The sequence below is a fragment of the Thioalkalivibrio sp. ALE12 genome (genome assembly GCF_000381105.1).
Lineage (GTDB): Bacteria > Pseudomonadota > Gammaproteobacteria > Ectothiorhodospirales > Ectothiorhodospiraceae > Thioalkalivibrio.
The window spans coordinates 10,346-36,691 of record NZ_KB905907.1 but is presented as its reverse complement, the minus strand read 5'-3'; the positions used below and the strand labels follow the sequence as shown (position 1 = coordinate 36,691).

At 65.3% G+C, this 26,346-nt stretch carries 23 protein-coding genes; 21 read left to right on the top strand and 2 right to left on the bottom strand.

Translation table 11 applies throughout. The annotated features are described in order from the left end of the window. Nucleotides 1-3: 3 nt before the first annotated feature. From F614_RS0106040 to F614_RS0105940, 21 genes are all read left to right on the top strand, one after another. Nucleotides 4-666 carry a DUF6682 family protein gene (locus tag F614_RS0106040; RefSeq protein WP_019558482.1) on the top strand — a complete coding sequence of 221 codons (663 nt, stop codon included), beginning with the start codon at nucleotides 4-6 and terminating at the stop codon, nucleotides 664-666. Then, nucleotides 659-1,207 carry a hypothetical protein gene (locus F614_RS0106035; protein WP_019558481.1) on the top strand — a complete coding sequence of 183 codons (549 nt, stop codon included), beginning with the start codon at nucleotides 659-661 and terminating at the stop codon, nucleotides 1,205-1,207. The genes F614_RS0106040 and F614_RS0106035 overlap by 8 nt, the downstream gene beginning before the upstream one ends. Next, nucleotides 1,207-1,548 carry a hypothetical protein gene (locus F614_RS0106030; protein WP_019558480.1) on the top strand — a complete coding sequence of 114 codons (342 nt, stop codon included), beginning with the start codon at nucleotides 1,207-1,209 and terminating at the stop codon, nucleotides 1,546-1,548. Before F614_RS0106035 ends, F614_RS0106030 begins: the two co-directional genes overlap by 1 nt. Next, nucleotides 1,545-3,143 (top strand): hypothetical protein, encoded by a 1,599-nt coding sequence (locus F614_RS14795; protein WP_051080438.1) that lies wholly within the window; start codon nucleotides 1,545-1,547, stop codon nucleotides 3,141-3,143. The genes F614_RS0106030 and F614_RS14795 overlap by 4 nt, the downstream gene beginning before the upstream one ends. Nucleotides 3,144-3,155: 12 nt before the next feature. Then, nucleotides 3,156-3,503 (top strand): hypothetical protein, encoded by a 348-nt coding sequence (locus F614_RS0106020; RefSeq protein ID WP_019558479.1) that lies wholly within the window; start codon nucleotides 3,156-3,158, stop codon nucleotides 3,501-3,503. Beyond that, nucleotides 3,496-3,876, top strand: coding sequence for a DUF4376 domain-containing protein (locus tag F614_RS0106015; protein ID WP_019558478.1), 381 nt, complete (start codon nucleotides 3,496-3,498; stop codon nucleotides 3,874-3,876). Before F614_RS0106020 ends, F614_RS0106015 begins: the two co-directional genes overlap by 8 nt. Next, on the top strand, nucleotides 3,873-4,295 hold the full coding sequence (locus tag F614_RS0106010; protein ID WP_155986827.1) for a hypothetical protein: 423 nt from the start codon (nucleotides 3,873-3,875) through the stop codon (nucleotides 4,293-4,295). Before F614_RS0106015 ends, F614_RS0106010 begins: the two co-directional genes overlap by 4 nt. A 13-nt stretch (nucleotides 4,296-4,308) precedes the next feature. After that, on the top strand, nucleotides 4,309-4,626 hold the full coding sequence (locus F614_RS0106005) for a hypothetical protein (protein ID WP_019558476.1): 318 nt from the start codon (nucleotides 4,309-4,311) through the stop codon (nucleotides 4,624-4,626). Then, complete coding sequence (locus F614_RS0106000; RefSeq protein ID WP_019558475.1) at nucleotides 4,623-5,042, top strand: N-acetylmuramoyl-L-alanine amidase; 420 nt, start codon at nucleotides 4,623-4,625, stop codon at nucleotides 5,040-5,042. The genes F614_RS0106005 and F614_RS0106000 overlap by 4 nt, the downstream gene beginning before the upstream one ends. Further along, nucleotides 5,035-5,277, top strand: coding sequence for a hypothetical protein (locus tag F614_RS0105995; RefSeq protein ID WP_019558474.1), 243 nt, complete (start codon nucleotides 5,035-5,037; stop codon nucleotides 5,275-5,277). Before F614_RS0106000 ends, F614_RS0105995 begins: the two co-directional genes overlap by 8 nt. Further along, nucleotides 5,274-5,534 carry a hypothetical protein gene (locus tag F614_RS0105990; RefSeq protein ID WP_019558473.1) on the top strand — a complete coding sequence of 87 codons (261 nt, stop codon included), beginning with the start codon at nucleotides 5,274-5,276 and terminating at the stop codon, nucleotides 5,532-5,534. The genes F614_RS0105995 and F614_RS0105990 overlap by 4 nt, the downstream gene beginning before the upstream one ends. Beyond that, nucleotides 5,473-5,733 (top strand): hypothetical protein, encoded by a 261-nt coding sequence (locus F614_RS14790; protein ID WP_155986826.1) that lies wholly within the window; start codon nucleotides 5,473-5,475, stop codon nucleotides 5,731-5,733. Before F614_RS0105990 ends, F614_RS14790 begins: the two co-directional genes overlap by 62 nt. 12 nt (nucleotides 5,734-5,745) lie before the next feature. Further along, the gene (locus F614_RS0105980; protein ID WP_019558471.1) at nucleotides 5,746-7,338 is read left to right on the top strand and encodes a hypothetical protein; all 1,593 of its coding nucleotides are present in this window, start codon (nucleotides 5,746-5,748) and stop codon (nucleotides 7,336-7,338) included. Next, a complete protein-coding gene (locus F614_RS0105975) occupies nucleotides 7,335-8,393 on the top strand; it encodes a hypothetical protein (RefSeq protein WP_019558470.1) in 1,059 nt (352 codons plus the stop codon). The genes F614_RS0105980 and F614_RS0105975 overlap by 4 nt, the downstream gene beginning before the upstream one ends. A 978-nt stretch (nucleotides 8,394-9,371) precedes the next feature. Further along, nucleotides 9,372-9,983, top strand: a complete 612-nt coding sequence (locus F614_RS14785) for a hypothetical protein (RefSeq protein ID WP_155986825.1) — start codon at nucleotides 9,372-9,374, stop codon at nucleotides 9,981-9,983. Between the two features lie 131 nt (nucleotides 9,984-10,114). Then, nucleotides 10,115-10,594 carry a hypothetical protein gene (locus tag F614_RS0105965; RefSeq protein WP_019558468.1) on the top strand — a complete coding sequence of 160 codons (480 nt, stop codon included), beginning with the start codon at nucleotides 10,115-10,117 and terminating at the stop codon, nucleotides 10,592-10,594. Continuing rightward, a complete protein-coding gene (locus F614_RS0105960) occupies nucleotides 10,591-11,163 on the top strand; it encodes a hypothetical protein (RefSeq protein WP_019558467.1) in 573 nt (190 codons plus the stop codon). Before F614_RS0105965 ends, F614_RS0105960 begins: the two co-directional genes overlap by 4 nt. Nucleotides 11,164-11,172: 9 nt before the next feature. Further along, nucleotides 11,173-11,895, top strand: coding sequence for a hypothetical protein (locus tag F614_RS0105955; RefSeq protein WP_019558466.1), 723 nt, complete (start codon nucleotides 11,173-11,175; stop codon nucleotides 11,893-11,895). Nucleotides 11,896-11,907: 12 nt separating this feature from the next. Continuing rightward, a complete protein-coding gene (locus F614_RS0105950) occupies nucleotides 11,908-12,165 on the top strand; it encodes a hypothetical protein (protein WP_019558465.1) in 258 nt (85 codons plus the stop codon). Between the two features lie 12 nt (nucleotides 12,166-12,177). Continuing rightward, nucleotides 12,178-14,019 (top strand): hypothetical protein, encoded by a 1,842-nt coding sequence (locus F614_RS0105945; protein ID WP_019558464.1) that lies wholly within the window; start codon nucleotides 12,178-12,180, stop codon nucleotides 14,017-14,019. Further along, a complete protein-coding gene (locus F614_RS0105940; RefSeq protein ID WP_026329813.1) occupies nucleotides 14,019-25,547 on the top strand; it encodes an LPD23 domain-containing protein in 11,529 nt (3,842 codons plus the stop codon). The genes F614_RS0105945 and F614_RS0105940 overlap by 1 nt, the downstream gene beginning before the upstream one ends. Here the strand turns inward: F614_RS0105940 and F614_RS0105935 are convergent. Together F614_RS0105935 and F614_RS0105930 are read right to left on the bottom strand one after the other, a co-directional pair. After that, nucleotides 25,541-25,801 carry a hypothetical protein gene (locus F614_RS0105935; RefSeq protein WP_019558463.1) on the bottom strand — a complete coding sequence of 87 codons (261 nt, stop codon included), beginning with the start codon at nucleotides 25,799-25,801 and terminating at the stop codon, nucleotides 25,541-25,543. The genes F614_RS0105940 and F614_RS0105935 overlap by 7 nt on opposite strands. Nucleotides 25,802-25,839: 38 nt before the next feature. After that, a complete protein-coding gene (locus F614_RS0105930; protein ID WP_019558462.1) occupies nucleotides 25,840-26,082 on the bottom strand; it encodes a hypothetical protein in 243 nt (80 codons plus the stop codon). Nucleotides 26,083-26,346 lie beyond the last annotated feature (264 nt).

Sequence of the window (26,346 nt, the reverse complement as noted above, 5' to 3'; positions counted from 1 at the left end):
CTCGTGCAGGCATCCGAGATCATCGGCCGGGCCGCGGCTCAGCTGATCGACGAGGCGGGGCATACCTGGCCGGAACCCGAGCTACTGGGGCACCTGTCCGCCGCTCAGCGCGCGATCGTCAAGCTGAAGCCGCAGGCGCTCACCCAGACCGAGGTGATGCAGCTTCAGCCGGGCGCTGTGCAGGAAAGCCCCGGCCACGTCCTGCACCGGGTCACGCGGAACATGGGCACCGACGGGAATACCCCGGGCGATGCCGTGCGCCGAGTGGACGAGGCGGTCCTGACGCGCTTCGACCCCGGCTGGGCCAACGACAAGCGGGCCCGGGATGCCGTGCGTCACTGGATGCGCGACGACCAGGAACCGCACGTCTTCTACGTGGAGCCGCCGAACACCGGCAACGGCTACGTCGAGGTCACCTATGCGGCGCAGCCCCCGGCCCTGACCAGCCCGACCGATGAGATCGCCCTGAGCGATGACTGGGAACCGGCCCTGGTCGCCTACGTCGTGAGCGAGGCCCTGGCCAAGGAGTCCGGCGCGCAGTCCTGGCAGGCCAGCCAAATGCACTACGAACGGTTCCTGCAGCAGGTCTCCGGTTCGGCCGAGGCCAAGATGCGCTGGGATCCGAAGGGCGCGATGAAGCGCCAGCAGGGGGTGGCCGATGGCTAAGCTCGACGAGTTCCTGCCCGATGTGCTGCCGGAGGTGCCGGACTGCCCGGTCCAGATCGCGGAGCGTGCGCTTTTGCAGTCTGCCCGCGACTTCTGCATGGAGACATGGGCCTGGGAGGAGCCGGTTCTGAGCAAGACCGCAGAGCCGGAGGAGGAAGCGCACGAGATCCCCGAGCCTTTCGATGGCGAGATTATCGCCATCTCCAGTGTCGAGGTCGATGGCCACTCGGTCCCGTTTGTCTGGCCGCTTCGCGATGAATTGCAGGCCAGGGGGCAGGGTGAACTGGTGGCCCGAGGGGCCCTGCAACCGACGCTTCGTGATACCGACCTGCCGGACGTACTCGCCATGCACTACAGCGAGGCGATCACCGCCGGCGCCAAGTACCGCCTGATGCGTATGCCGGGCGTCGCCTGGTCGAACCCCGACATGGCGATGTTCTACCAGCGTGAGTTCCAGCAGCACGTCGCCCGCGCCCGGGTGGAGCGTGCCCGTCACCACACTCCTGAACCGCAGACCGTCAAGCCCGTGAGGTTCGTCTGATGCCCATTGATGCCACGATTCGGCGCGCCGCTCGCTGGAATATTGAGATCCAGCAGGGGAGCACCTGGGCGCGCACACTCAACTTCGGGGAGACACCGATCGACTCGCTGGAGTTCCGGGGTCAGATCCGGCGCACCCATGACGACCCCGAAGTGCTGGCAGAGTTCAGCTTCGAGAACCTAGGCGACAACCGCCTGGCTGTGAGTCTGGACCCGGCCAGCACGGAAGCGATCCCGGCAGGTCGCCATGTGTTCGACATTGAGGCCTACACGACTGAGGACGAGTTTGTCGCTCGGCTTCTGGAAGGGCGAGCGGATGTATCGCCGGAGGTCACGCGATGATTCGGGTCGTCGTCGAGGAGCAGCCCGGAGTCGAGCTGAACGTTGAGCAGTCCACCGAGGCCGAGGTCCGGTTAGACGACGAGGGTAATGCCGCGTACTGGATGACCCGTTCGGAGTCGGCCGCGAGCGCAGCGATAGCGTCGCAGGACGCCAGTGAGGCAGCCCAGTCCGAGGCAGAAGGTGCCCGGGACAAGGCGCAGGATTGGGCCGAGGCCGAGGTCGGCATCGAGGTTGAACCCGGTGCTTACTCATCCCTGCATCACCGCACACAGGCGGAGACGGCTCAGGGTCACGCGGAGACGGCGCAATCCGCCGCCGAATCAGCCCAAGGCCACGCGGAAACCGCGCAGGGTGCAGCAGAGTCTGCACAAAGCTCTGCCGAGTCCGCCCGGGATGATTCGCAGGCAGCGCGCGACCGCTCACAGGAGTGGGCCGAGAACGCCGAGGATGTCGAAGTGGTGCCGGGCGCTTACAGCGCGCTCCACCACGCAGCCAAGGCGTCGGCCAGTGAGACCGCTGCGGCCAGCTCCGAGGGTAGCGCAGCGGACAGCGCGAGCAACGCGGCCATCAGCGAGACGAATGCGGCCGATAGCGCCAGCTCAGCATCCAGTAGCGCGATCTCAGCAGCCACCAGTGAGGATAATGCCTCGAGCAGTGCGACGGCCGCCGCGAGCAGCGAATCAGCGGCAGCCACGAGCGAAACGAATGCGGCGTCAAGCGAGTCGGCCGCCGCAATCAGCGCGAGTCAGTCTCAGGATTGGGCGGAAGGGACGGAGCCCGGGGGCGTAGGCACCAAAAGCTCTCGCGAGTGGGCAGAAGAAGCCGAGTCTGCCGCCGACCAGGCGGTCCTCGACCATGAGAACAAAGCGGACCCGCATCCTCAGTACACCACCGAGTCCCAAGCAGCCGACGCCGCCCCTGTCCAATCCGTCCACGGCCGCACCGGCACCGTCACCGCGCAGACCGGCGACTACACGGCCGCGCAGGTGGGAGCCGACCCCGCAGGCAGCGCCAACACCGCCGAAACCAACGCCAACAACTACACCGACTCCCACTCCGCCGAAACCAGCGAAGTGCATGGCGCTCCGGCAGGTGAGGATTTGCTGCACTCCGGCAACATCGGAACAGCCTCCGGAGACATCCCCGGCGTCGATGAAATCCTCACCGCGCTCGACACGTCAGATGCTGGAAGCGGCTTCGGCCCGATCATGGGCGCAGTCGGTCAAGGCGCAATCGTTGACATCATCGAAAACACCGATGGCACTGCGATTCGGTGGGAGAGTGGGGTTCAGGTTTGTTTTCATGAAGCTCAGTTCACTTACAACAGTTCCTCTAGACTGACTTATTTATGGACCTACCCTGCGCCTTTCCAGGCTGGATATAAGTATCTGACAGTACAAAAAACTTACAGGGACGACGCAGATAACGTAGACGAAAATGTCACGCCTTTCCGTCGCGAACTTGTTACAAACGTGTCCGGAACTAGACTAACCTATAGCTCGGTCGTTTTAGATATTGAACGTAGTGGCTCAACCGGGTTTGAGGAAGGGGATTATTACTGGGGCATATTATTTGCAATCGGCTTCTGGAAATAAGGAGATACAAGAATGAAGATGCTACCAAAAATCACCTACCGACCCGGCCAGCAAGTCACGTTCACCCGCAACGGCGATACGCTCACTATCGACGGCGAAAGCTACGACCTCAGCGGCGATTGGGTGAAGCTGGAATGGGACGAAGGTGAAGATCGCGGCCTGCTCCGCAGCGGCGAGAAGATCGACGGTGAGCCTGTCATCACCGTCACGGCCTATCAGCCGGACACGCCTTACCACAAGCGCGCCAAGTCAAACGGACTACTTGATGCGATGCAGGAGCCTATCGCGCTCAACGATGGCGAGAGTGTCACGTTCCCTGACTACTTTGTTGAGAACTTCCCGGAGCCTAGCGATGCGTAAAGTTACACAAGCTGAAATTGACGAGCGAGAAAAGCAAAAGCTAATTCAGCGCATTGCCCGTGTTCGTTATGAGCACGAAACCGCAGGCGTCACAATCAACGGAATGCAGGTCGCCACGGATCGACAATCGCAGGCGCTGATTACAGGGGCCTTCAGCAGCGCGAAGGATGCGAAAGAAACCGGCGAGGCGTGGACGATCCGCTGGAAGTCGGCGGGCGGCTGGGCTGAGCTGGACGCTGACCAGATGATCGACTTGGGCCGCGCGGTGAGGATGCACGTGCAGGCGTGCTTCGACCGCGAGAAGGAGCTTGCCGAGGCGGTCGAGGCCGGCAGTTTCACAGAGTCCATGCTGGACGATGGTTGGCCGGAATGATGCGCGGCACGCTCAAGATCGCCGAGCTGACCGCAGCGATGGCGCTGCCGGTTGCGCTGATCTTTGCTCCGGCGTCGCCCATGGCGGCTGCGATCACGGTCGCTGCAACGTTCTTCCTCGCGATTGCGACCTACCGCCTGTACGCCGAAGCCATGCGCCTCAAGGATTTGCGCGACAAGAACCAACTTTCGCTGTGGCACTACCCCTGGGCGGTCGTTGTACTCGGCATCGGGCTGCCGTTCGACGCTGCACTGAACGTCGTGGCCGGCCTGTACTGGCGCGAACGCCCACGCTGGGGCGAAATCCTGCTGACGACCCGGCTGCAACGCTGGGTCAAAGATGCTGCACACCCGGCCCGCCAGGCGTGGGCGCAGGCCGTGTGCGCGGAGCTGAATCGACACGATGAAGGGCACTGCTAAACAGGGGCGGCGCATGCCGATGGAGAACTTGACCGACACGAACATCTGGGAGGCGTTTGTTAAGCACACACCAGCGCCGATCCGGTATCTGTTCGGCGCGCTGTCGCTTGGGGTCATCACACTGGCCGCTTCGCGCTGGCGGGCGCAGACACAGCGGATCGACAGGCTCGAATACAAGATCGACCAAGCCGCCCGAGAGCAAGCCGAGCAAGCGCGCGAGTTGCACCAGCGGATCGACCGATCAAACTCCGAGGTCACGCAGCGCCTGGACGAGGTGAATACGCACCTGCTGGACATCGCGCGCAACACACACCGGAGACCGAGCGAATGAGGACGATTGACGAGATCATCATTCACGCTGCCGACACCCCGCCGGACATGCGCATCGGCGCGGACGAGATCGACGCCTGGCACCGTGATCGAGGCTGGTCCGGTATTGGATACCACTATGTGATCCCCCGTAGCGGGATGCTGGAGCACGGCCGCCCAGAAGACAATGCGGGCGCCCATGTGCGAGGCAAAAACGCGAACAGCATCGGCGTGTGTCTGGTCGGCGGTCGCAAAGCTGGCGGTGGGCACGATGCCAATTTCACCGCAGAACAATGGCGCACCCTGGAGGCACTGGTCCGACAACTCCTGCGCGACTTCCCGGGCGCCAAGGTGTCGGGTCATCGGGACCACGATCCAAGCAAGGCGTGCCCATGCTTCGACGCGGCGGCCTGGGCGGAGGATTTGGTCAATGGCTGAAGCGCCCGAACACCCGGACCCCGCCCGCTGGTGGCGCAACCGCCGCTGGCAGGCGTGGGCGTCCCTTGCCGGGATCTTCGGGTTCGGCGCCGCCGCGATCATGGGATGGGTGCCCGAGCACACGTTGCCGCTGGCGCAGTCCATCGTATGGGTGCTGGCCGGGATTGTGGCGGTGTATTCCGGCGGGGCGTCTGCCGTGGATGCGATGGCGAAGGTGCGAGGAGTGAAGCGATGAACTGGATCTACAAGATCGGCGGGATGATCGGGGCGGCGGCGATCTGGCTGCTGTACACGCTGCACCTGCGCAACAGCCGCGACCGGGCGCGCGACCAACGCGACGAACACGAAGCCCGGGCGGACAGTGCCGAGCACGCGATCCATTCGCGCAAGCGCGCGGACGACGCCAACGAACAAGCCAAGGAGAAAGGGAATGCCGAGCTGCAAAACGCTGTTGATCGCGCTCGCGCTGGTCGTCGCGACCACTTCGAGTAGCGGGTGCTCGCTGATTCCCGAGCGGACCGTGTACGAGACGGTGGCGCTCCCGGTGCCAGCTGAGCCGGATTACCCGCGTATCCCGGCCGCGGAACTGGAGTGCCTGACCGATGAATCCTACGAGGCCCTGGTGCGGCGCGACATGCTCAAGAGCCGGTACATCGGCCAGCTGCGCGCCGTGATCGAGTCTACCCAGTAACGGAGGAGCCTGATGGCCAACTACGTGCCGATGTTCGCCGGCGCCAACTACAAGGCGGAGCCTCACCTGCTGGAGGACAGCCAGGGGCAGGAAGCGATCAACTGCTTCTTCGAGAACGGCGCCCTGGGGTCGTTCCGGGCCCCGGCATTCGAGCGCGCAATGGCGGGTGACGTGCAGACGATCCACCGCTTCTTCGATGACTTCTGGTTCCAGTGGAGCGGCGATGTGGACGTGGCCCGGGGGCAGATCCCGAGCGACACCGAGAACCGGACCTATTTCACCGGGGACGGCAAGCCCAAGATGACCTATGCCGGGCTGGCCACGTCGGGCAGCGAGCCGTACCCGTCCGCGGCCTACGACCTGGGCGTGCCGGCGCCCGAGAAGGTGCCGAGTGCTTCGGTGACCGGCGACCCGGACGATGCCGATGATCTGGCCGAGTCCCGCGCCTACGTGGTCACCTTCGTGACCGAGAAGGGCGAGGAAGGCCCGCCGTCGTTCCCGACCGGTCTGGTCGAGGTGAAACCGGGCCAGGCGGTCGATCTGACCGACCTGCCGAGCGTGCCGGAGGGCAACTACAACGTCACGTCGATCCGGATCTACCGCACCGCCACGGCGGCCGGGAATGCCGACTACCAGTTCGTCGACGAGCTGACCAGCGGCGTATCCAGCTACACCGACACGCTCCCGGACGAGCAGCTGGGCGACATCATGCCCTCGCTCGAGTGGGATCCGCCGCCGGAGGACATGAAGGGCCTGGTGGCCATGCCGAACGGCGTGATGGCCGGGTTCACCGGCAAGGATCTGTGCTTTTCCGAGCCGTACCGGCCGCACGCCTGGCCGGTGGGCTATCGCCTGCAGACGGATTTCCCGATCGTCGCACTGTCGCCGTTCCCTGGCGGGCTGGTCGTGGCGACCACGGGCACGCCCTACATGGTCTCCGCCACGCACCCGTCGGCGGCCAGCATGGAGAAGGTCGACCGGCCGCGCGGCTGCGTGTCCAAGCGCGGCATGGTGGACATGGGCCAGTACGCGATCTTCCCGACCGCCGATGGCCTGATGCTCCTGGCGCCCGGCCAGGGCCCGGTCATGCTTTCAGACTCCGTGCTGACGCTGGAGCAATGGCGCCGCCTGAACCCCGAGACGATCCACGCCTACCGCTGGCACAACCGATACGTCGCGTTCTACGACGGCGAGGACGGCCCCGGCGGGTTCCTGATCTCCCCGCAGGGTGGCCAGCTGACGTTCATCGACCTGTACGCCGACGCCGGCTATGCCGATCCGGAGACCGGCCACCTGTACCTGCTGGTGGACGGCGAGATCGTGCGCTGGGACGCCGACAACGACCGCATGGCCTACCGCTGGGTCTCCAAGGTGTTCATCCAGCCGCAGTGGCTGGCCATGACCGCGATCCGGGTCGATGCCGAGGCCTACCCGGTGACCGTCAAGGTGCTGGCCGATGATGGCTGGTCCGACACCGTGACGATTGCCAACGAGCGCGCCCACCGCATTGCGCCGCGCCGCGGCAAACGCTGGTGGCTGGAGATCGAGGGCATCGAGCGCGTGCGCATGATCTCCCTGGCGCAGAACGTCGCGGAGGCCGCATGACCCGCCGCCGCTTTCCCGCGATCCCTGGTGACCTGGGGCGCAACACGATCGCGCGCATGAAGGAGCTGCTGGAGATCTGGTCCGGCGACCGGGGCGACCAGCTCGACAGCGTGGCGACGCTCCGGGATCTGGTCGAGGCCAACATTGCCCGGATCAGCCGGGGCGGGCGCATGGAGGCCGTGGCCGCCGGGCAAGATCCGGTGCGCGTCGGGCCCCTGTCCAACCTCCAGGTCAACGGCGCGTTCCAGAACATGATCATCGAATGGTCCGGCATTACCCAGCCGGGCTATGCCTACGCCGAAGTCTGGCGCAGCGAAGCCGACAACCTGGGCGGCGCCGTGATGATCGGCGCCTCCCGCGGCTTCGTCTTCACCGACCCGGTGGGGCCGGGCTCCAGCTACTACTACTGGGTCCGCGCCGTATCCACCACCGGGCACCCAGGGCCCTACAACGCCAGCGCCGGCACCTTCGGGCAGACGGCGCGCGACGCCGATTACGTGAAGGACCGCCTGACCTCGAAGGACTGGGCACCGAGCACCGCCTATCAATCCTTCCAGTATGTCCGGGCGGGCGACCTGCGCGCCCGAGTGCTGCAGCCGGGTACTTCGGGTTCCTCGGAACCGTCATGGCCTACCAGCCCCGGAGAAACCGTCACGGACGGGTCCGTCGTCTGGGAAACCCTCGCGGTCAACGACTCGGTGCCTTTCACCGTAGGCACCGTCGACGGCGAGCCGCTTGTCGCGATGGAGACCGCGTACATTCAGGACGCCGCGATCACCACGGCCAAGATCCAGGATGCGTTCCTCGACAACCTGACGGCGGCCAAAGGCACGCTGGCGCAGGCGCGGATCCAGAAGGGTGACATCTTCAACCTGGCCATCAGCAACGAAATCAAGAGCGGAGACTGGCCAAATGCCGGGTTTCGTCTCACAAAAGCCGGCAACTTTGAATTGCGCACCGCGGCGAGCGGGGGGCGGGTTGAGCAAGACGCGGATGGCGTTCGTGTGTTCGACGGAAGCGGGATGCTGCGTGTTCAGCTGGGGAAACTACCATGAGCCATGGCCTAAACGTATATAACGCATCGGGCCAACTTGTAGTTACTATCACCACCAAGCTGACCCGACTCATGCATGAAATTCCGGTTTCGTTTACGGCGCAACCTCAGACCAAAACAACACAGTCATTTTCGGTTCCAGGCATAAAACCTGATAATCGACACTTTGTTGTTCTCGAGCCTCGATCCGTATCCTTTAGCCTTGTGGGCGTTGAAGTCATAGGGACAGACACGGTTGTGCTTTCAGCCGATAGCCCCTTCTCGGACAGCATTACCGAGACCTACCTTATGCAGGTGTTCTTCGCATGAGTTACGGATTTCGATCAGTTGCTGTCGATGGAGCTGTTCAGATTGACAGCCAATTCCGCAACTACGTTCTGGTCCAGAGCGGGGCCGCAATGACAAGTGAATGGGTTGACTTTACCTTTAGCCGACAAAGCTCTGGAGGAGGATCTGTTTCGATCCCCATTGTGATGGTTCGGCCTCCAAACCAGACGTGGATCTGTGGATCTGTAGGCGCCGATTCGTTTATCGCTTGGCCTGGAGTTTGGGTTGAGGGTCAGTCAGCTGGTAACCGTGACGACTTCGCTTACGATTACAGGGTGTTTTGGCCGATTGAGGGTTCGTATGGGTCCGGTGGATATGGCTTGGTTGTTTGGGATGCGACTGGGAAAATCGTCTACGACAGCAGGATGGAGTATTTCGACAGCATATTTGGGGTTCCGAAGGCATCGGGAACATTTGTGGATTACGACCCGTTCACTGTTCCATATTCGCAGCCTCCTGTAGGTGACATCTACCTTAGTCTTGGGGGCCTCGCCCCAATCGACGATAGCGGAGCTCTTTGGGAGTCGCGCCTTGATTCCTCGAATAACCGAGTCGATTTTCAGGGAGGGTCGCCCTTTCACCCCTACAACTTTTGCTCTGTGAATTGCTTGTACTTGGAAAAGAAGATGATGCTGGGTTTTGGTGCGTGCTTATGATTCGTGTTGCCGTTTTGGACGATAGCGGGTCCGTTGTCTACACGGTATCTGTGGATGATGTCGAGAAACTGGCTTCCAGCCTACCCGGTCAATATGAATACGCGGAAGCGCCGGACGGAGTTTCGGACTGGGATTTGCTTGAGAGCTGGTGGCACGACGGAGAAGATTGGGCGAAGCGCCCCAGGCGACCATCCAAGCATTACACATGGGATCCAAGTGGTCGCGCGTGGACCCCTGATCTGGATTCGATAAAGCAGCAGTGTATCCGCGACATAGACGATGCAGCGGAACGCCGCAGGATGGAGGATACGACCCCTGGGTTTGGACAGGTGATGGAGTATCAGGAGGTTTATAGGCAGGCGCTGGGTGTTGAGTCGGGAAATTCCGGTGATGTCTCGATGCTGGAGGCGGATGTTGAATCAGGGCTTGCCGGGTCGATCGAAGAAGCTGCAGGTCTGGTAATTCAGAGGCGGCATAAATGGGAGGCATTAGGCCGGGCGATTCGGAGTATCCGTTTGAGTGCGAAAGAGCGGGTGCGGGCGGCCTCCAGCCTTGAGGATGTGGAGTCGATCCGAGATGAGGCGGTAATGAGAATCGCGGCTTTATAGACGACATCTACCCTCATTTCTGGTAGCCTGAACCCAAAGTCGAGAAGTTTGCCCGAAGGCCCGCCACCGCGCGGGCCTTTGCTGTTTCTGGAGCCCGCCCTGTGCGGGCTTTCTGCGTTCTGGAGGACGTGATGGAGTTCGATTCCGAGGGGTGGCGCCAGGAGCGCAACCGCCGGCTGCACGAGTGGGTGCAGAACGAGGACGCCGTGCGCTTCATTCTGGACTGGGCCGATGCCTGCGAGCTGTTCGACGACATCGTGGACCGGGACAAGGAGATCCCCGAGGAGCACGCCGTGCGTGTGCTGTTCAACGTCTTCACCGAACTGCCGATTAACCCCTTCTTCGACCGGTTCAAGTACCAGCTGATCCCGCTGCTGGTGACCGGCATCAATGCCTGGCTGGATGCCAATCGGCTTGAGCGCGGCAGCGAGAACGACCGTGTGTTCGCCTACGTGATGCGGGATTACTACATGGAGTTCGTGTCGTTCGTGATCTACCTGACGCGCGGACGTGACGTGATGCGGTCGCTTTCGATGGAGATCCGCGAGTTCTTCACGCACCACGAGAACCTGAGCCAGTACCTGAAGGGTCTGGAGGAGCAAAAGCAATGAGCGGTGGCGGTGGCGGCAGCAACGAAATCGAACCGACGGCCGAGGAAAAGCAGCTTTCCCGGATCGCCGTGGACCGGTGGAACGACTACCAGACGCGGCTGGCCCCGTATGAGGACCAGTACATGCAGCACGTCCAGAAGACGCCGGGCGATCACCAGCAGGCGCGCGGGCAGGCGGCCGTGGCGACCGAACAGGCGTTTGCACCGGCGCGAGACGAGCTGCAGGGCAACCTGTTTGCCGCAGGCGCCAAGCCCGGCAGTGGGGCGCACAACCTCGGCATGGGCCAGATGCGGCAGGACCAGGCGCATGTTCAGGGCGTCGGCGCCGGCGAATCCCACCTGGGCACGCAGGCTGCGCACATGGCCGGGCTCCAGAACATCGTGAACATGGGCCAGGGCCAGGCGGCGGAAGCGCAGGCCGGCATGAGCCAGGTCGCGTCCAGTGCAGCACAGGACGCCAGCCACCGGGCCAACATGGCCATGCAGAAGCGCCAGGGCCGGCAGCAGCTGGCGGGCACGCTGATGGGCGCCGGCACGCGCTACGGCATGAACAAGATGCAGGACCAGTAGGAGGTCGGCATGCTGATGAATCAATGGCTCGGCGGGCAGCAAACCCAGCAGGATTCGGGCCCGACCCAGCTGCAATACAACGCCGAATCCGGCAACTTCTACGCGCCCAGCACAGACACGGAATCGAACGACCCGCGCACGTCGTTTGGCATGCCGAACATGATGGGCCTGCCCGGCGTCCAGCAGCCCACGGGCGGCCAAGCCTACACAATCTCGGACGATGCGCAGCGCGCGATCTGGGAGCAGCACCAGAACTCCCTGCTATCGCAGCAGCAGCCGGGCTCGGTCGTCGAGCGCAGTGGCGTGCAGTACGTCAATGCCCCGTCCCATGTACCCAATACGCTCAGCCAGAAAAGCGATGCCCGCGACAACATGGCGCAGGTCCACCGCGGCATGTGGGAGGACTACCAGCGGCGGTTCATCCCGGCGGAGAACGCGCTGATGGCGTCCGTGGGCAACCACGGTCAGGCGCTGGAGCAAGTCGGGCGCAGTGTCGACCAGCAGTACGCCACGCAGGCGCGTGAACACCAGCGCGGCCTCAGTGGCTTTGGCATCGGCATGACGCCGGATCAGCAGCAGGCGTTCGACCGCTCGCAAGCGGTCAACCACGCCTCGGCCAAGGCCGGCGCCATGAACACCGCGCGCATGGGCCTTCAGGATCGCGACCTGGCCGCCATGGCCGGCGGCTTGAGCACGCTGGCCCAGCAGCGCCAGAACCCCGGCCAACCGTAGGAGAGCACAGCGATGTCCGGATTGATTGGCCTCGGCCAGAACTACCGCAACCAGGCGATGCAGGGGCTGCAACAGGCGGCCGACATGGAGCAGCGCCGGGAGCACATGAACGACCAGATCGAGCAGCAGGAGAAGCAGGCGCAGATGAGTGCGATCGGCACCGGCGCGGCTTCGGGCGCGATGATCGGCATGCAGATGGGCGGCGCGGCCGGCCCCATCGGTGCCGTGATCGGTGCCGGCGTCGGCTGGCTGGCCAGCTCGGTATTTTGAGGAGTCATTGATATGGCAGGACTAGGCGGGCTTGCGTCCGGTTTCCAGGCCGGTTTCGGCATGATGGACCGGCACTACCAGAACCAGGCGAACCAGAAGCATCGGCAGTGGCAGCGCGAGCGCGCAGAGCAGCAGGACGCGCAGCGTGCAGAATTGCATGACCTGAAGGTGGGCGAGCACGAGCGGCAGCAGCAGCTGCGCGGCCTGAACGCCCTGCGCCACCAGGCCAGCCAGGCCGACGGGCCGATGGAGATCGACTTCAACGAGAACGAGTGGGCGCGTGATCCCGTGTTCCAGCAGTTCCGGGAGCGCACCAAAGTCGACCCGTCCAAGCTCCTCGGCGAGAACCGCAAGCCCACCGAACAGGCCGTCCAGTATTTCGAGCAGCTGGCCAGCGGCCAGGACAACCGCCGCCCGATCGAGGTGATGAACGACGAGCGCACCCTAAGCTCCGCGCAGGTGCTACTGGGCGAACTGGTCAACGAGAACCTGGGCGAGACGTTCGAGCGCGACGGAAAGACGTACACCATCCGCGACAAGCGGATCTCCAGCGTGGTCCCGGATCAGACCGGCGAGGGCGTGCATATCGGCCTGAAGGTCGAGGCCGTCGGCCCGGATGGCGAGCCCTACGAATATGAAGCGCCCATGACCGAAGGCCACAGCGCCAACGATGATCTGGTGCTGGATGTCCCGATCGACAAGATCATGCAGCGCGTGCAGGGCCACAAGGCACTGCTGCAGGGCACTGCCAACATGAGCCCCGAGGAAGTGCGCGCCGCGCTCGAGCCGGAGATCCTGCGCCTGGGCGGTGAACTGCCGCAGCAGGAGAACTTCGAGGTGCTGCGCGACGAGCAGGGCAATCCGATTGCACAGATGGGCCCGGACGGCCGCATGCACGACCTGCCGCAGTCGATGCGCCCCGGTGGCGGAGACGATGCCGATTGGCGCAGGTTGAACGACGGGTCGCTGTTCAATCAGCGCACGGGCGAGGTGCGCCAGGCCGGCCCAGGTGGAGGGGGCGGTGTTGGCGCCCCGGGCACCGAAGCCCCCAGCAGCGTATGGGCGCAGATGCGCTCCGATTACAGCAACCGCTACGGTCTCGACGCCGAGCAGATGATGGTCATGCTGCAGACGCACGGCGAGGAGGCGGTGAACCAGTACATGGAGGAACGCGCCGGCCCGAACGTCCCGAACCTGATGGACTTCGCGCGCCAGGAGTACGGCGTCGACCCCGCCACTGGCACGTTCGTCCGCGACATGCGCCCGCAGTTCCAGGGCCAGCAGGGCGGCGGTATGCCCCAGCAGGGCGGCCAGCCGATGCCGGGTGGCATGCCTCAGCAGGGGCAGGCTCCGGCCGGTGGAATGCCGCAGCAGCCGATGCGCGGCGGCGCGCAGCAGCAAAGCCCCGGTCAGGCGCAGGCGGGCGGGTTGCGGATGTTCCCGCCCGGCCAGAGTGCGGGTTTCCGCACACCTGAAGGCGAACGCGCATCCTTGATCCCGGATGGCGGGCCCGGACTGCGTGCGCGCGCAGGAGATCCAGCGGGCGACCGGCAACAGGCGCCGGAACCCGCGGGCTTCGGCCAGCGCGAGGATGGAACGCCCGGATGGGTCCGTGAAGGCGCTGTCGAGCGCAATGCGTTCCGTGGTGGGGATGTGAACCAGGCAATGCCTCGCAGGGTGCGTCGAGCCGCCCCGTTCTTCGAGAAGATCGAGCAGGGCGTGCCGCCGGAGCGCGGCGAACTGCACGAGGCGATCGAGGCGGCTGAGGCCGGACTTCTGACGCCGGAGGCTGAACAGGAGGTCCGGCGCCACGCCCGCGAATACGCCAACCGCATGCGCAACCAGGGGCAGTAATGGCTGATCAGAACCAGGGCTTGCCAAAGATGGACGACATTGATCTGAAGATCGCCGACTTTGCCTCCGGGGATAGTGAGGGCGCCGGTCGGACTCGACCGGACATTGCCTCATCAAAGCCTTCCGCCTACGAGGACGCCCGGATCAAGGCGTTTGCGGAGGGCGAGGAGCTACCTGAGCGCAGCTTTACGGGAACGTTGACGGCGCTCCCGACGCAGGTGGCCGAGGGCGGCCTGGGCGCCATTGGCGGAGGCCTCCGCGGGCTGGATCGGGCGTTCGCGGACCCCGAAAACATTGGCGAGGGCCGCCTTGCAGGCGCCGGTCAATGGATGATCGACCAGTCCGAACAGGCCCGCGACCTGGTGGACCCGATTCATCAAGACGGCATGGTGGCGGATACCGCTCGCGGTGCAGGCTCCATGTCGGTATTCATGCCGCTTGGCGGTATTGGCGGCATGGCCGGCCGCGGCCTGTCCGCGCGCCTGGGGGCGGGGGCCACGGGACAGCAGCGCGCACGTCGCGCCGGGCAGTTCGGTGCAGCGGCGTCCCTGGCGGCTCCGGCCGGGGTCGACGAGGCCTACGAGCGCGCCATTCAGTACGGACTGGACCCGGAGCATGCGCAGAGCGTGGCGCGCTGGTACGGGGCCCCGGCTGGCACGGTTCAGGTGCTGAACATCGGCACGCTACTGCGCACGCTTCCGCGCCAGGCTCGGGAGCGCCTGCTGGCGAATGCAGGCCCGCAGATCCTTCGCTCCATGGCCAACGAGTTCGGGGTGGAGGGCGCGGGCGCCCTGGTCCAGAACTGGGGCCAGATGTCCTATGACGAGCGCCAGACCCTCATGGATGACGTGCTTTATCGCGGCACTATCGGTGCACTGTCTGCCGGCGTCACCCAGGTTGGACGGTTCGGCATCGAGCGTGGAGTGGGTGCCTGGCAGGGCGACCGGACCGAGTTCGAGAAGCGCCTGGACGAGATGCTGCAGGATCCGGATGCGCAGCAGGCCGCCGAAGCCTTCCAGGGGATGGATGCCGACGAAGCGGCCAGCCTCGCCTCCGAAATGCTGGGCCTGCCGGACGTTGGCGCCGAGGTATCGGCCGATGGCCAGGTGAGCCAGCAGGCCACGGGAGACCCGGCCCAGATGCGAGGCACCGATCCGGCCGCGATCCAGACCGACGCCCCGACCGGCATTGGTCCCGAGGCCATGCAGGATCCCATGGCGCCGACCCAGGCGCCCGCGCAGGACGCGGCGCAGATGCCCGATATCGGGGCTCCGGATGCCGCGCCGCAAGGGTTGGGCGCCCTACCTGCGCAGCAGCCAGCCCCGGCCGACACCGAATCCGCCGCGCCGTCGATCCCCGAGGCCGAATCGCCGTTCACCGAAATGACCGGGGCCGACCTGGATGCCTACTCGCCCCACACCCGCGCCGAGGAAGATGCTCTACGCGCCGAGCGCCTGCGCCGTTACAGCGAGGCCGAGGCCGCCATTGAAGCCGCCGACACAGAACAGGCGCTGCGCGACCTGGAGCGCGCCACGCGGGATCTTCCGACGCACCCCGGCCGCGGCCCGTTTGCCGCGCAGGCCCTGGCCGAGCGTGCCGCAGAACGCGCCGCGTCCCTGCGCGACCCGCAGCCCGAAACGCCGGACGGTCCGCAGCAAGCGGAAAGCCCGATCGAGAGGATGCGCCAGGAGGGTTGGAGCCGCGTTGGCCGGCGCGTAGTGGAGCCGGGCCCCCGAGAGTCCATCACGCAGCGCGTCGAAGATCTGAACCGGCGAGGCGACGGGTTCCGGTACGAGGCAGCACCCATCAGCGAGGCCCCGGATACCGATTGGGCCGTGGTGCGCCGTGCATTGCAGCCCGGCGAGACCGCCCCAGCGCCACAGGAACCGGCACCCCAACAGGCCACCGCCGCGCCCCAGCAGGAACCGGCTCGCGGTGGCCGCCGTCCGGCCGCGTTCACCGACCCTCGCGCGCAGCAGCCGGGATACCTGGATCGCCTGCCGGATGTGGCCGCAGGCGCCGGATGGTCCGAGCGTGGTGGCCAGGCCATTCGCGACACGGAAGGTAACGTGGTCGGCCGCACCAACTGGATCCCGATCGCGCCTTGGTGGGCCGACAAGCCGAGCAACGTCACCGAAGCCGCCGTGACCAGCGGCGTCCGCAAGGTGCGCGCGGGCGAGCCCCTGAACGCCGCCGAGAAACGCGCCGTCAGCTTCCTGTTCGATGTGATCGACCAGCAGGAAGCGCAGATGGAGGCGACCGATCTGGAGATGTTCTACGAGGCGATCGACGCCGACGTGCTCGAGGCCGATCTGCACTCCGAAGCAGGGGAGACCCTGATCCTCGACATGCTATCGTCGCAGGAGCAGGCGCAAGCCGAGACCGAACAAGGACTGAGCGAATATGACCGAAACTTCAGGCAAGCCGAAGGTGGGGCGCCGGATGCAGCAGCAGCTCGACGCGATGCCCCCGGAGAAACGAGCGGCCGCGACGAAGGCCGCGCAGGCCCGCCTGCTGCTTATCAACGAGGCGAGGCAGGCGGGGTATCCGCTGGAGACCAAGGATCAGATCCGGCACGCCCTGGACGAGATGCGGAAAGCCGCGAAGGACTGACGCTCGAGCAGCAGACGCCGGAGCAACTGGCGCAGCAGCAAGCCGAGCGCGATGCCGCCGAAGCCGCCGAGGCCCAGCGCCAGGAGCGGCTGCGCCAGCAGGAGCAACTGGGCGACTTCCGCCTCACCGGCTCCCCAAGCCCCGCCGACCAGGCCATGGCCGCCGGCCAGCAGGATCTACTGGCCAGCCCACGACGAACGCCCGCCGAAACCCAGCCTGAAGCCACCGAAACCCCCGCCCCTGAAGCGGGGGTTTCTCGTTCTGAGGGCCTGATCCTCAAGAAGGACGGCACCCCGTTCCAGACCGAGCGCGCCGCGCTGGCTGCGCGCAACCGCGACGACCTGAAGGACCGCAAGGACCAGCTGGAGGCCGTGGAGACCGAGGGCGGTTGGGCGCTGCGCGATCGTCGCTCAGAATCGGCGGAATCTGATCAACAAACCGGCGACGCGCTCACCGGTGAGCAGCAAGCGGACCCGCAGGTGGTCGATTCCGACGAGGCCGATCTGGCCACGCGCACCCGAGCCGAGGCCGCGGGAGAAGGCCCCGACCGATCCCGCCTGATCGCGGTGCGCGAGTTCCTGGATGCCTGGCTGGAGGACTTCACTGCCCCGTCCGCGATCTCCGGCCGAGTGGGCGACCTGTATCGCCGGATCAACGACACACTGGAGCAGGGCGGCGACCTGGCGCAGCTACAGCGCGACGCGGCCGACGAGCTGCGCGCCTGGCGTCAGGAGGCCGACCTGGACCCGGATGTGGCCACCGAGATCGGCGGATTCATTGCCGGGTTCGAGCGCGCCGGGTTCGCCGAGGCGCAGGCCCCGGCCGAGCCAGGCCGGATCGAGGGTGAGGCGCAGGAGGTAGCGGACGCTGAGGCAGTCGAGCAAGACCCGGATCGCGTCGAAAACGTCGGTGAGCACCTGCCGGGTTCCCGCAAGGACCGCGCGCAACTTCAGTCCATCGAGGGCACGCTGGACGGCGCGGACATTGCCAACATGCCGCTGTCGAAAATCTGGCCGAAAGCCGAAATCGACAAGATCGAAGATACCGGACTGGCTGCATTTGCGACGGCGCTGCGTGACAGCATTCCTCGGAAGCCGCGCCAGAGTCACGCCAAGCGTCGCTGGGTCGAGCAGGTTCAGACCGTGCGTGAGCTGATGCGGATCTACATGGAAGATCCGGCCCGCGTGCGCGACAAGATGATGGGCAACCGGTCACTGCGGCCGCTGCTGGACCGAACCGACGTGCTGGCGGCGATCCCCCGTGGCCAATGGTCGCGTGTCGGATCGGTGAGCGCCTATCCGGACGCCAAGCGTCGTGGGGCTGACGGTCAGTGGGAAGCAAACCCTCAAGTCCACGTCCGCATTGATAACCGACCGCAGACGTTTACCGGCGCAAGCACTGTGCAGGAAGCATTGCCAGCCATCCAGGAGGCGCTTGGCGACGCCGAGACCAGCCAGGCAGCCGGTGAGCGGCAGATGAAGTTCACGGTGCGCGGACGGCGTGGGTCGTACTGGATCCATAAGGAAGGTGATCCGCTTTACCGAAAACTAGCCGAAGGCTTCAGCACGGGGCGCGAGGCGCTGGCATACCGCGACGAGCACAACGCGGATCTGGTGCAGGAGTGGGAGGCCGTTAAGAAGCGAGACAACGTGAACCGGGCGGACGTGCGCCGCAAGGAGAACCGCGAGCGCCGCGGCGAAGATCACCGCCAGGGCCGGGACGTGACGGCCGACGAGTTCCGCGAGACCTTCGGGTTCCGGGGCGTGCAGTTCGGCGAGTGGGTCGGCCAGGGCCGCGGAGCGCAGGACCGCCAGGGCATGATCAACCAGGCCTACGACGCACTGATGGATCTGGCGGCGATCATCGACATGCCGCCTCGTGCGATGTCGCTCAACGGCGATCTGGGGATTGCGTTTGGCGCGCGCGGCAAGGGCAAGGCAGCGGCGCACTACGAGCCTGACCAGCTGGTGATCAACCTGACCAAGACGAAGGGCGCCGGCAGCCTGGCGCACGAGTGGTTCCACGCCCTGGATAACTATTTTCAGCGCCAGCGCGGGGCAGGCCAGTCGCGTGAGTCCCGCTACATCACGTATTCGCCCGAGACCTACTACGTCCACCGGACGGACAGCAACGCGCCTCGAATCCCCGAGCGCCTTTTCGATGACATGATGACCCCGGGCCGCGCTCTGCCGGACGGGCGCCGCCTGCACCCGGCCGACCGCAACCGCAGCCAGTGGGAGAAAGTGGAAGGGGTGCGCCCCGAGGTGGGTGAGGCATTCGCCAGCCTGGTCGAGGCGCTGGATGATTCACCGATGGCCGAGCGGTCGCGGCAGATCGACGCCGGCAAGGGCAGCGAATACTGGTCCCGCATCATCGAGCGCGGCGCGCGCGCCTTCGAGAACTACGTGATCTCCAAGATGCACAGCCAGGGCTATGACAATGACTACCTGGCCAACGTCGCGGATGTCTCTGCATTCGAGCGCAACGATGCTCTGTACCCGTATCTGCTGTCTGAGGAAATGCCAGCCGTTGAGGGTGCCTTTGACCAGCTGTTCCAGACGATCGAGACGCGCGAAACCGACTCCGGCGTGGCGATGTTCAGCCGCACCGGTGACGTCGATACCGCTCGCCGCGCGCTGGCCGAGCAGTTCCCGGACATGCGGTTCCACCTGGGGCGCCGTGGCCCGGACAGCGAAGGGCGCCCGGTCTGGGAGTTGACCAACATGGTCGTGCCCGAGGGGCAACGCGAAGCCGGCCAGGGGTCGCGCTTCATGGAAGCCCTGCTGGAGCAGGCCGACGCCGCCGGGGCCACCCTGGCGCTCGACGTGGCCGCGCCCTCCGATGGCATGGGCACCACGTCCCGCCGCCGCCTGCGCCGCTTCTACCAGGGCCACGGGTTCACCGAGAACCGAGGCCGCACCCGTGACCACGCGGTTAGTGCTGAGATGATCCGCGAACCGCAGGCCGGTGCGCGCTTCTCGCGCGAGGATTCCGGTGATACGGTAGGGATAGACGTAGGAGAAATGACCGATGCAGAGTTCGCGCAATACTTCCGCAACCAAGAGCCAGGAACAGAAGTTCCGGGAATGGGACGCAGCGGGCAGCGACCACTTCGAGCCGATGGATCCGAACTACGTGCCGACGAAGACCTCCGAACAGTTGGCGGCGGAGCACCCCGAATGGGGTGGATTTCGGCAAGCCGTGTCCGCGATCAAGGCGCAGGGCCTCGACTAGTCTACCGCGGCGCGCGTAGCGCCATTCGGCCGGATACGTTCGCGGTTGAATCACTGGGCCAGGCCACCGGGCACCCGACGGCGGGGCTGGGAGTGTGGTTCACGTCGGACCAGGGCGAAGCGGGCCGGTATGGATCGCACGTCGATTCGGCCTACCTGGATATCCGCAACCCCAAGGTCTTCCAGGCCGAGAACATGCCGCAGTTCGACTCGGTGGAGGAGGCGACCCGCTACCGGGATCATCTGCGCGCTCAGGGCTACGACGGAATCATCCTGGATCAAAGCGGAGTCGGCGGCCCGGTGCAGTTCGTCGCGTTCGAGGCCGACCAGACCATCCTGCCCGACGAGGGCGGCGCGCAGTTTTCCTTCGCCGGCGAACGCGCCGAAACGGCCGACCGGTACGCATTGAGCGAGGCGCGCCGGCGCATTGACGCCGGCGAGGACGCAGAGGCCGTGCGCCAGGAAACCGGTTGGTTCCAGGGCTATGACGGCCGCTGGCGCTTCGAGATCGACGACAGCCAGGCAAGCCTGAACCGCGAGATGATCCAGAACTTGGCGCGCGGTGGATTCGAGGCGCAGCGAATCGAAAAGATCGACTACCGCAAAGCCGAGGATGGAACCTGGGAGCTGCACTTGGTGCCTCGAGACCCGCAGCGAACCGCTGATATTGGCAGCTTCTCGAGCGTAACCGACTCCATGCTTGAGTCCATGGTGCCGCCTGACCTGCTGCAGCGCATGCGTCGCGGTGAAGGCAACGATTCGTTCGTGGGTGACTTCGTTGAGGCCAAGAGGATCGAGCAGTCATTCCAGTTCGAGGGCTTCAATGCCCTGCCGCTGGATATGGTGCTTGACCACCCGGGCTTGTTTGCCGCATACCCGCGTCTACGCGAGGCCATGGTCCAGGTGGACCCCAGCATGGGGGTGGGTGGCGCCTATGCACAGATGGAGAACGGGGAACCGGTAATCCGCATCGGGCGCGGGCAGCAGCTATCCACGCTTTTGCATGAGATTCAGCATGCCATCCAATATCAGGAAGGCTTTGCCCGAGGGGGCACGGAAAGCCAGTTCCGGGGCACTGAGCCGAGCCCGGAGGCCTTGCGTGCCGCCGAGAACCTGCTGGAGGCCGAGCGCCTGGTGGAGGGTCAGGGCTCGACCTACGAGGCCCTGCTGGAGTCCGGGGCACTGGATGCCGATCAGGCGGATCAGGTCCGGCGCGTCGTCTCCGAGGGGCGTCTGGACGAGGCCCTGGAGGCGGCACGACAGGTCCAGCGCGAGAACCTGCCGGCGCACGCCAAGTACCAACGCCTGGCCGGAGAGATCGAGGCCCGCAACGTACAGGCCCGCCAGGGCATGACCGCAGAGGAACGCGCTGCCACGCCGCCCGAGGCAACGCGGGACATTCCGGCTGATCAGGCGGTAGTGGTATTCAATGGACGGGAAATGCAGAACGCACCCCCTCCAGTGAACGCCCGACGCGAAGCCCCCCAAGCCCGGCCCCGTGCCGGGCTTTCTGTTTCCGATGCTCAGGGTGCGGTCGATGGGCTCATGGGCCAATGGAAGGGCGCGCCCCAGGTGCGCGCGGTGCAGTCCGAGGCCGACCTTCCGCAGGGACTGATCCGAAAGATCGCCGAGCACGGCGCCAGCGGCACCGTGAACGCAGTCTACTGGCGCAACCGGGTCTACATCGTCGCCAACAAGATGAACAGCACCCAGGACGTGCGCGAGAAGGTGCTGCACGAGGTGGTGGGTCACCACGGGCTGCGCAAGCTGGTCGGTGACGATCTCGGCCGCGTCCTGAACCGCGTGTGGGCCATGCACGGCCGCAACCATCCCGAGGTGCGCGACATCATCGGCCGCTACTTCACCGGCGGCCGGCGGTTCGACGTGAACAACCGCGAGCACCGGGATCTCGTGGCCGAGGAGCTGATCGCGCACATGGCCGAGCGCGGCACGCACGCCAGTCTGGTACAACGGGCTGTATCCGCCGTGCGCGACTGGCTGCGCCGCATGGGCTGGGATCTTGGCATGACTGACGCCGACCTGGCCAACCTGATCCACCAGGCCCGCCGCGTGGCCGAGACCGGCGGCATGGACACGACTTCGCCGAGCGCCATGGGCAAAGATGATGCAGCAGCCAGCCGCAGCGAAGCGGATACCAGCCTACCCGATACGATCGACGTGGATGGCACCCCGCGCCCAACCCGAAACAGCGAAGGCCGCGTGATCCATCCGACCGAGGAGGGCGTGCGGAACTTCTGGCGGTGGTTCGATGGGTCCGTTGCCCAGGACCAGGATGGCCAGCCCCTGCTGATGTACCACGGGACCATGACGGGCATTGATCGCTCCGGCGGCCCGATCTACCTGACCGACTCCGCGCAATACGCCAATTACTATGCGGGGGGCGAGCGAACCGGCGCCCCCGCGAGCTTCCCGCAGGAAGGTCCATACCCGATTGGTGACATGACCGAGGCGGAACAGCGCCAGGCGGTTGCAGATTCCGAAGCGGCGATGGACGAAGCGGAGGCGCTGGTATCGCGCGAAGACCGCGATTTCTACGCGGAGCACTCGGATTCGTCCGAGGTGGCCATGTGGGACGACATGACACAGGCTCAGCGCGACCGCCTTGAGCAGCGGCGCCCTGGCGCCCGTGAGCGGGTCGAGCGCGTGCGTGAAATTGGCCAGCGGATGCAGGAGTCAGATCGTCGGCGCCGCCAGGCGCGTGACCAATTTAATGAGGTGCGCGGCCGGGACCGCATTGCCACGCCGAATGTGGCTCCGGTGTATGCGTCAATCCGGAACCCATGGCGCGTAAAGGACGAGGCCGGGATCTACAACCTGGCGTCCGACGCGGAGGCAATCGCCAGCCTCCAGGAGCAAGGGTACGACGGCGCGATTTGGATCAACCCAGGGTTCAACCGCCTTGGTGAAGCACGCGCGCACGTCTATGGCAGCGAAGTGATCGCGTTTTCTCCTGAGCAGGTCAAATCCGCCACCGGCAACCAGGGCACCTTCGACGCCGACACCGACGACATTCGGTTCAGCCGCGGCGAGAAGTCCAGCCCGTCGCGCCCGGACCTGGACAACATGCCGGCGATCGAAAACCGCTATGCGGAACTGGCCCGGCTGCGCGGCATGTGGGACTCGGCATCGGACATCCTGCGCCGGCACGAGCAGCTGGCCCATGTGGCGGACGCCGTGGACCAGTTCTTCGATCGAACCCGTATGCGCATGGGCCGGGTGAACGCGATCATCCGGCCAGCGATGAAGGAGATCCCGAGCCTGAACCGCAAGCGCCGGGGTGAGCTGTTCCGCCTGTTCGAGCGGTATCAGGCAGCGAAGGAGAACGGCCGAACCGAGGAGGCGCGCTTGATCCGCGAGGAGGGCCCGAAGCGGGTACGCAATCTGATCGAGGCCTGGGATCAAGTCGCCGATCTATCCGGCCGAGACAACCAGGAGGTCGGCGTTCAGGTCTACGACGAGGCTGAGGGCGGCTGGCGCCCGATTGGCCGGGTTAAGGGCTTCTTCCCGCGCGTGATGAAGCGCGAGGTGCAGCAAGCCCTGATGCACCCGGCCGGCAACCCGGAGACCTGGCAGCGCATCCAGGACGAGCTGCTGGCCGCGGGCATGATCGAGGACGCCGCCGAGGCGCAGACCTACGTGCGTAACTACTTCTCCCGCGAGACGAGCAACGACTACTTCGCAGGCGTGGAGAAGGCGCGCAAGGATCCGCTGCCCGAGTGGTTCTACGACTACAGCTGGGACGCGGCGATGCTGTACAAGGATCGCTGGGCCGAGCGTGTGAGCCAGATCGAGGCGTTTGGTCAGGCCGACGTGGATGCCGAAGGTGACGTGTTCGACAAGGCGAAGCGCCTGACCACGGACCAGAACACGCAGAACTACCTGGACCAGGTGCAGCAGCGCGTCTACAACACGACCGACGCGAGCATGATCACGCAGTTCATCGGGGCCCTCAACATCTTCGCCACCGGCGCGATGCTGGGTAACCCGGCGACCGCGGCCCTGAACCTGATCGGCGGGACGTCGCTCAACTTCCAGGCCTACGGTGTATGGCCGTCGATTCGGGCGCTGGGCAAGGAGCTGGCCGACTTCGGCGGGGCCCTGGAGATGGGCACACAGAAGGGCATCCTGATCAACGACTACCTGACCTTCATGCACGACGCGCAGCAGCAGGGCGTGCCGGAACGTTTAAGCAACTTCACCAGCTTCATGCTCAAGATCGGCGGTTACACACCGGCGGAGATCTTCATCCGCTCGCATGCGATGCTCACGGCCAAGACGTTCCTCGAGGACTCCATTGCCCGCTGGAACAAGGACGTGACGAGCAAGCGCAGCCTGCAGGCAGTGGCCTGGTTCAAGCGCCAGGGCTTCGACTACCGGCAGATTCTGGATGAGAACGGCGAGGGCCCCGAGACCGACCGGTTCCTGCGCAAGGCGGTGAACCTGACCCAGGGTAGCTATCGGGTCAACCAGGTTCCGGTGTTCACCGATACCCCGGTGGGTCGCTTCCTGTTCAAGTACCAGAAGTTCGGCACCCAGCTGTCCCGCATGTTCTGGATCAACCACCTGAAGCCAGCGATCGACTCCGTGGTGAAGGGTGGCGAGGTCGTGGACGTCGAGGTGGGCGGCGAGCAGCACCAGAAGCGCGTGCGCACGATCACGCCCCTGATTCGGTTCTTCGCCGTGGCCGGGGTGTCCGGCACGGCCCTGGCCGCATTGCGCGAAGGCATGTTCGGCTACCAGGATCCGGGCCCCGACTTCGAGGAGATCGAGGAGCAGCTGGCCCAGGGTGAATACGCCGAGGCCGCGGTGCTCGCCGCCTGGCGCTTCTGGCACTCCAATATGTCGGTGGGCTCGCTCGGGTTCTTCGGCAACTACGCGCAGTTCGTCCATGACGTGGCCGACCGGCAGCGGGTGAAGTCCCCGATCGACCCGCCGGGTCTGTCTCCGATCCGTGACGGCGTGGACATCGGCATGCGCCTGTTCGAACAGGGCACCCTGGACTGGCGCGACCTGCACGACTTCACCGAGGGCCAGTGGTCGCTGTACCGCACCTGGAACCGAGCCGCCCTGATGGGCCTTTCGCACGTCTCCGATTGGCGGCAGGCACAGTGGGAAGCCGCGCAGCGTGATCGCCGGTACGTGCGCAAGATGGTGCGCCGCTACTCGGATGACATCGGCCTGGAGAACAAGCGCCGCGCCCCGGATCGGATCGGGCATACGGAAATGACGCCGTACAATCGCCGGATCAACAAGGCCCTGCTGCTGGGCGAGTCCGAACGGGCGCGGCAGATTGCCCTGGAGGTGATCGAGCAGGCCGAAACGCGCGAGGAGTTCGACCGCACGATGATGTCGCTGCAGGCCTCCGTGCGAGCCTATCAGCCGGCCCGGGTGTTCGAGAGCCCGTCCGAGAAAGAGCGCCGGGACTTCCTGCGCTGGGCCGAGGAGCGCGTGGGCCCGGACAGCTTCCAGCGGATCCAGCGGATCGACTCGACATTCCGCGAGGCAGCCATGAAAGCCGGCCTGATGTCGCGGCGGTCACCGATGGACGACCTGCGCGACGATCTCGAGTCCATGCGGGGCGACCAGAAGCTGACGCCGGGCATGCGTCGCCTGCTGCTGATGCAGCGGGGCATGTACGTGCCGGACGTGGACGGTCAGTAGAACGAAAGCCCGATCGGCAGTACCAGCATCGGGCACACGCCCATGAGCACGCTGCGAACGGTCGTGTTCGGATCGTACCGGCGCGGGATATACCAGAGCGGGCTGATGAGGATGGCGAGGTAGCCGGCCAGCGTCACCAGTGCGAAGATCCTGAAGATCGGATCGGGTAGCATCGGCGACAGGCCGTTGGTGAACCCCATCCAGACGACGATCATCCCCGCATAGACCAGCGGTGCCGCCAGGATGTAGGGCATGCACCGCGTCAGGTTCGCCTGGGCGCTGGTAAAGTGGTTCAATCGAGCGGCCCGCCCAGCACCGCAGACTGCAGCATGATGGACCCAACGAAAAAGGCTCCAGTCAACGCCAAGGCAGAGAAGAACACCGCGCTCCCCTTCAGATTCTCCCTGAAGCCAGTCGCCGCGTCATCGGCTTCGTCAGCCCTGTCGTAGTAGCGGTCCGCGATCAGCGAGCCCACGACCATAATCAGGATCATCACGAGGATTCGCGCGATCGTCAGCGCCAGCTCCAGGTCCATAGAACACTCCTACTTTGTCTGCCCCTCTATAATGGCTTCCGTGGCTCAAGCGCGCGAGTCCCGCAATAGTCCCCGGCCCGCCATCTGCGGGTAAAAATGCGGGTATAAGCGACGATCAGCCGGCGTGAGACGCCCGCGATTCAACGCCTTGCCGCTGAAATAGGGTAGAGACCCCAGCCTCCATTTCCCTGTTTTTCCGTGTTCCGGGGCGTTCCATACGCCCCTTTTTTTGGCCTCACAGAGCCATTTCCTTGTTTCTCCCTG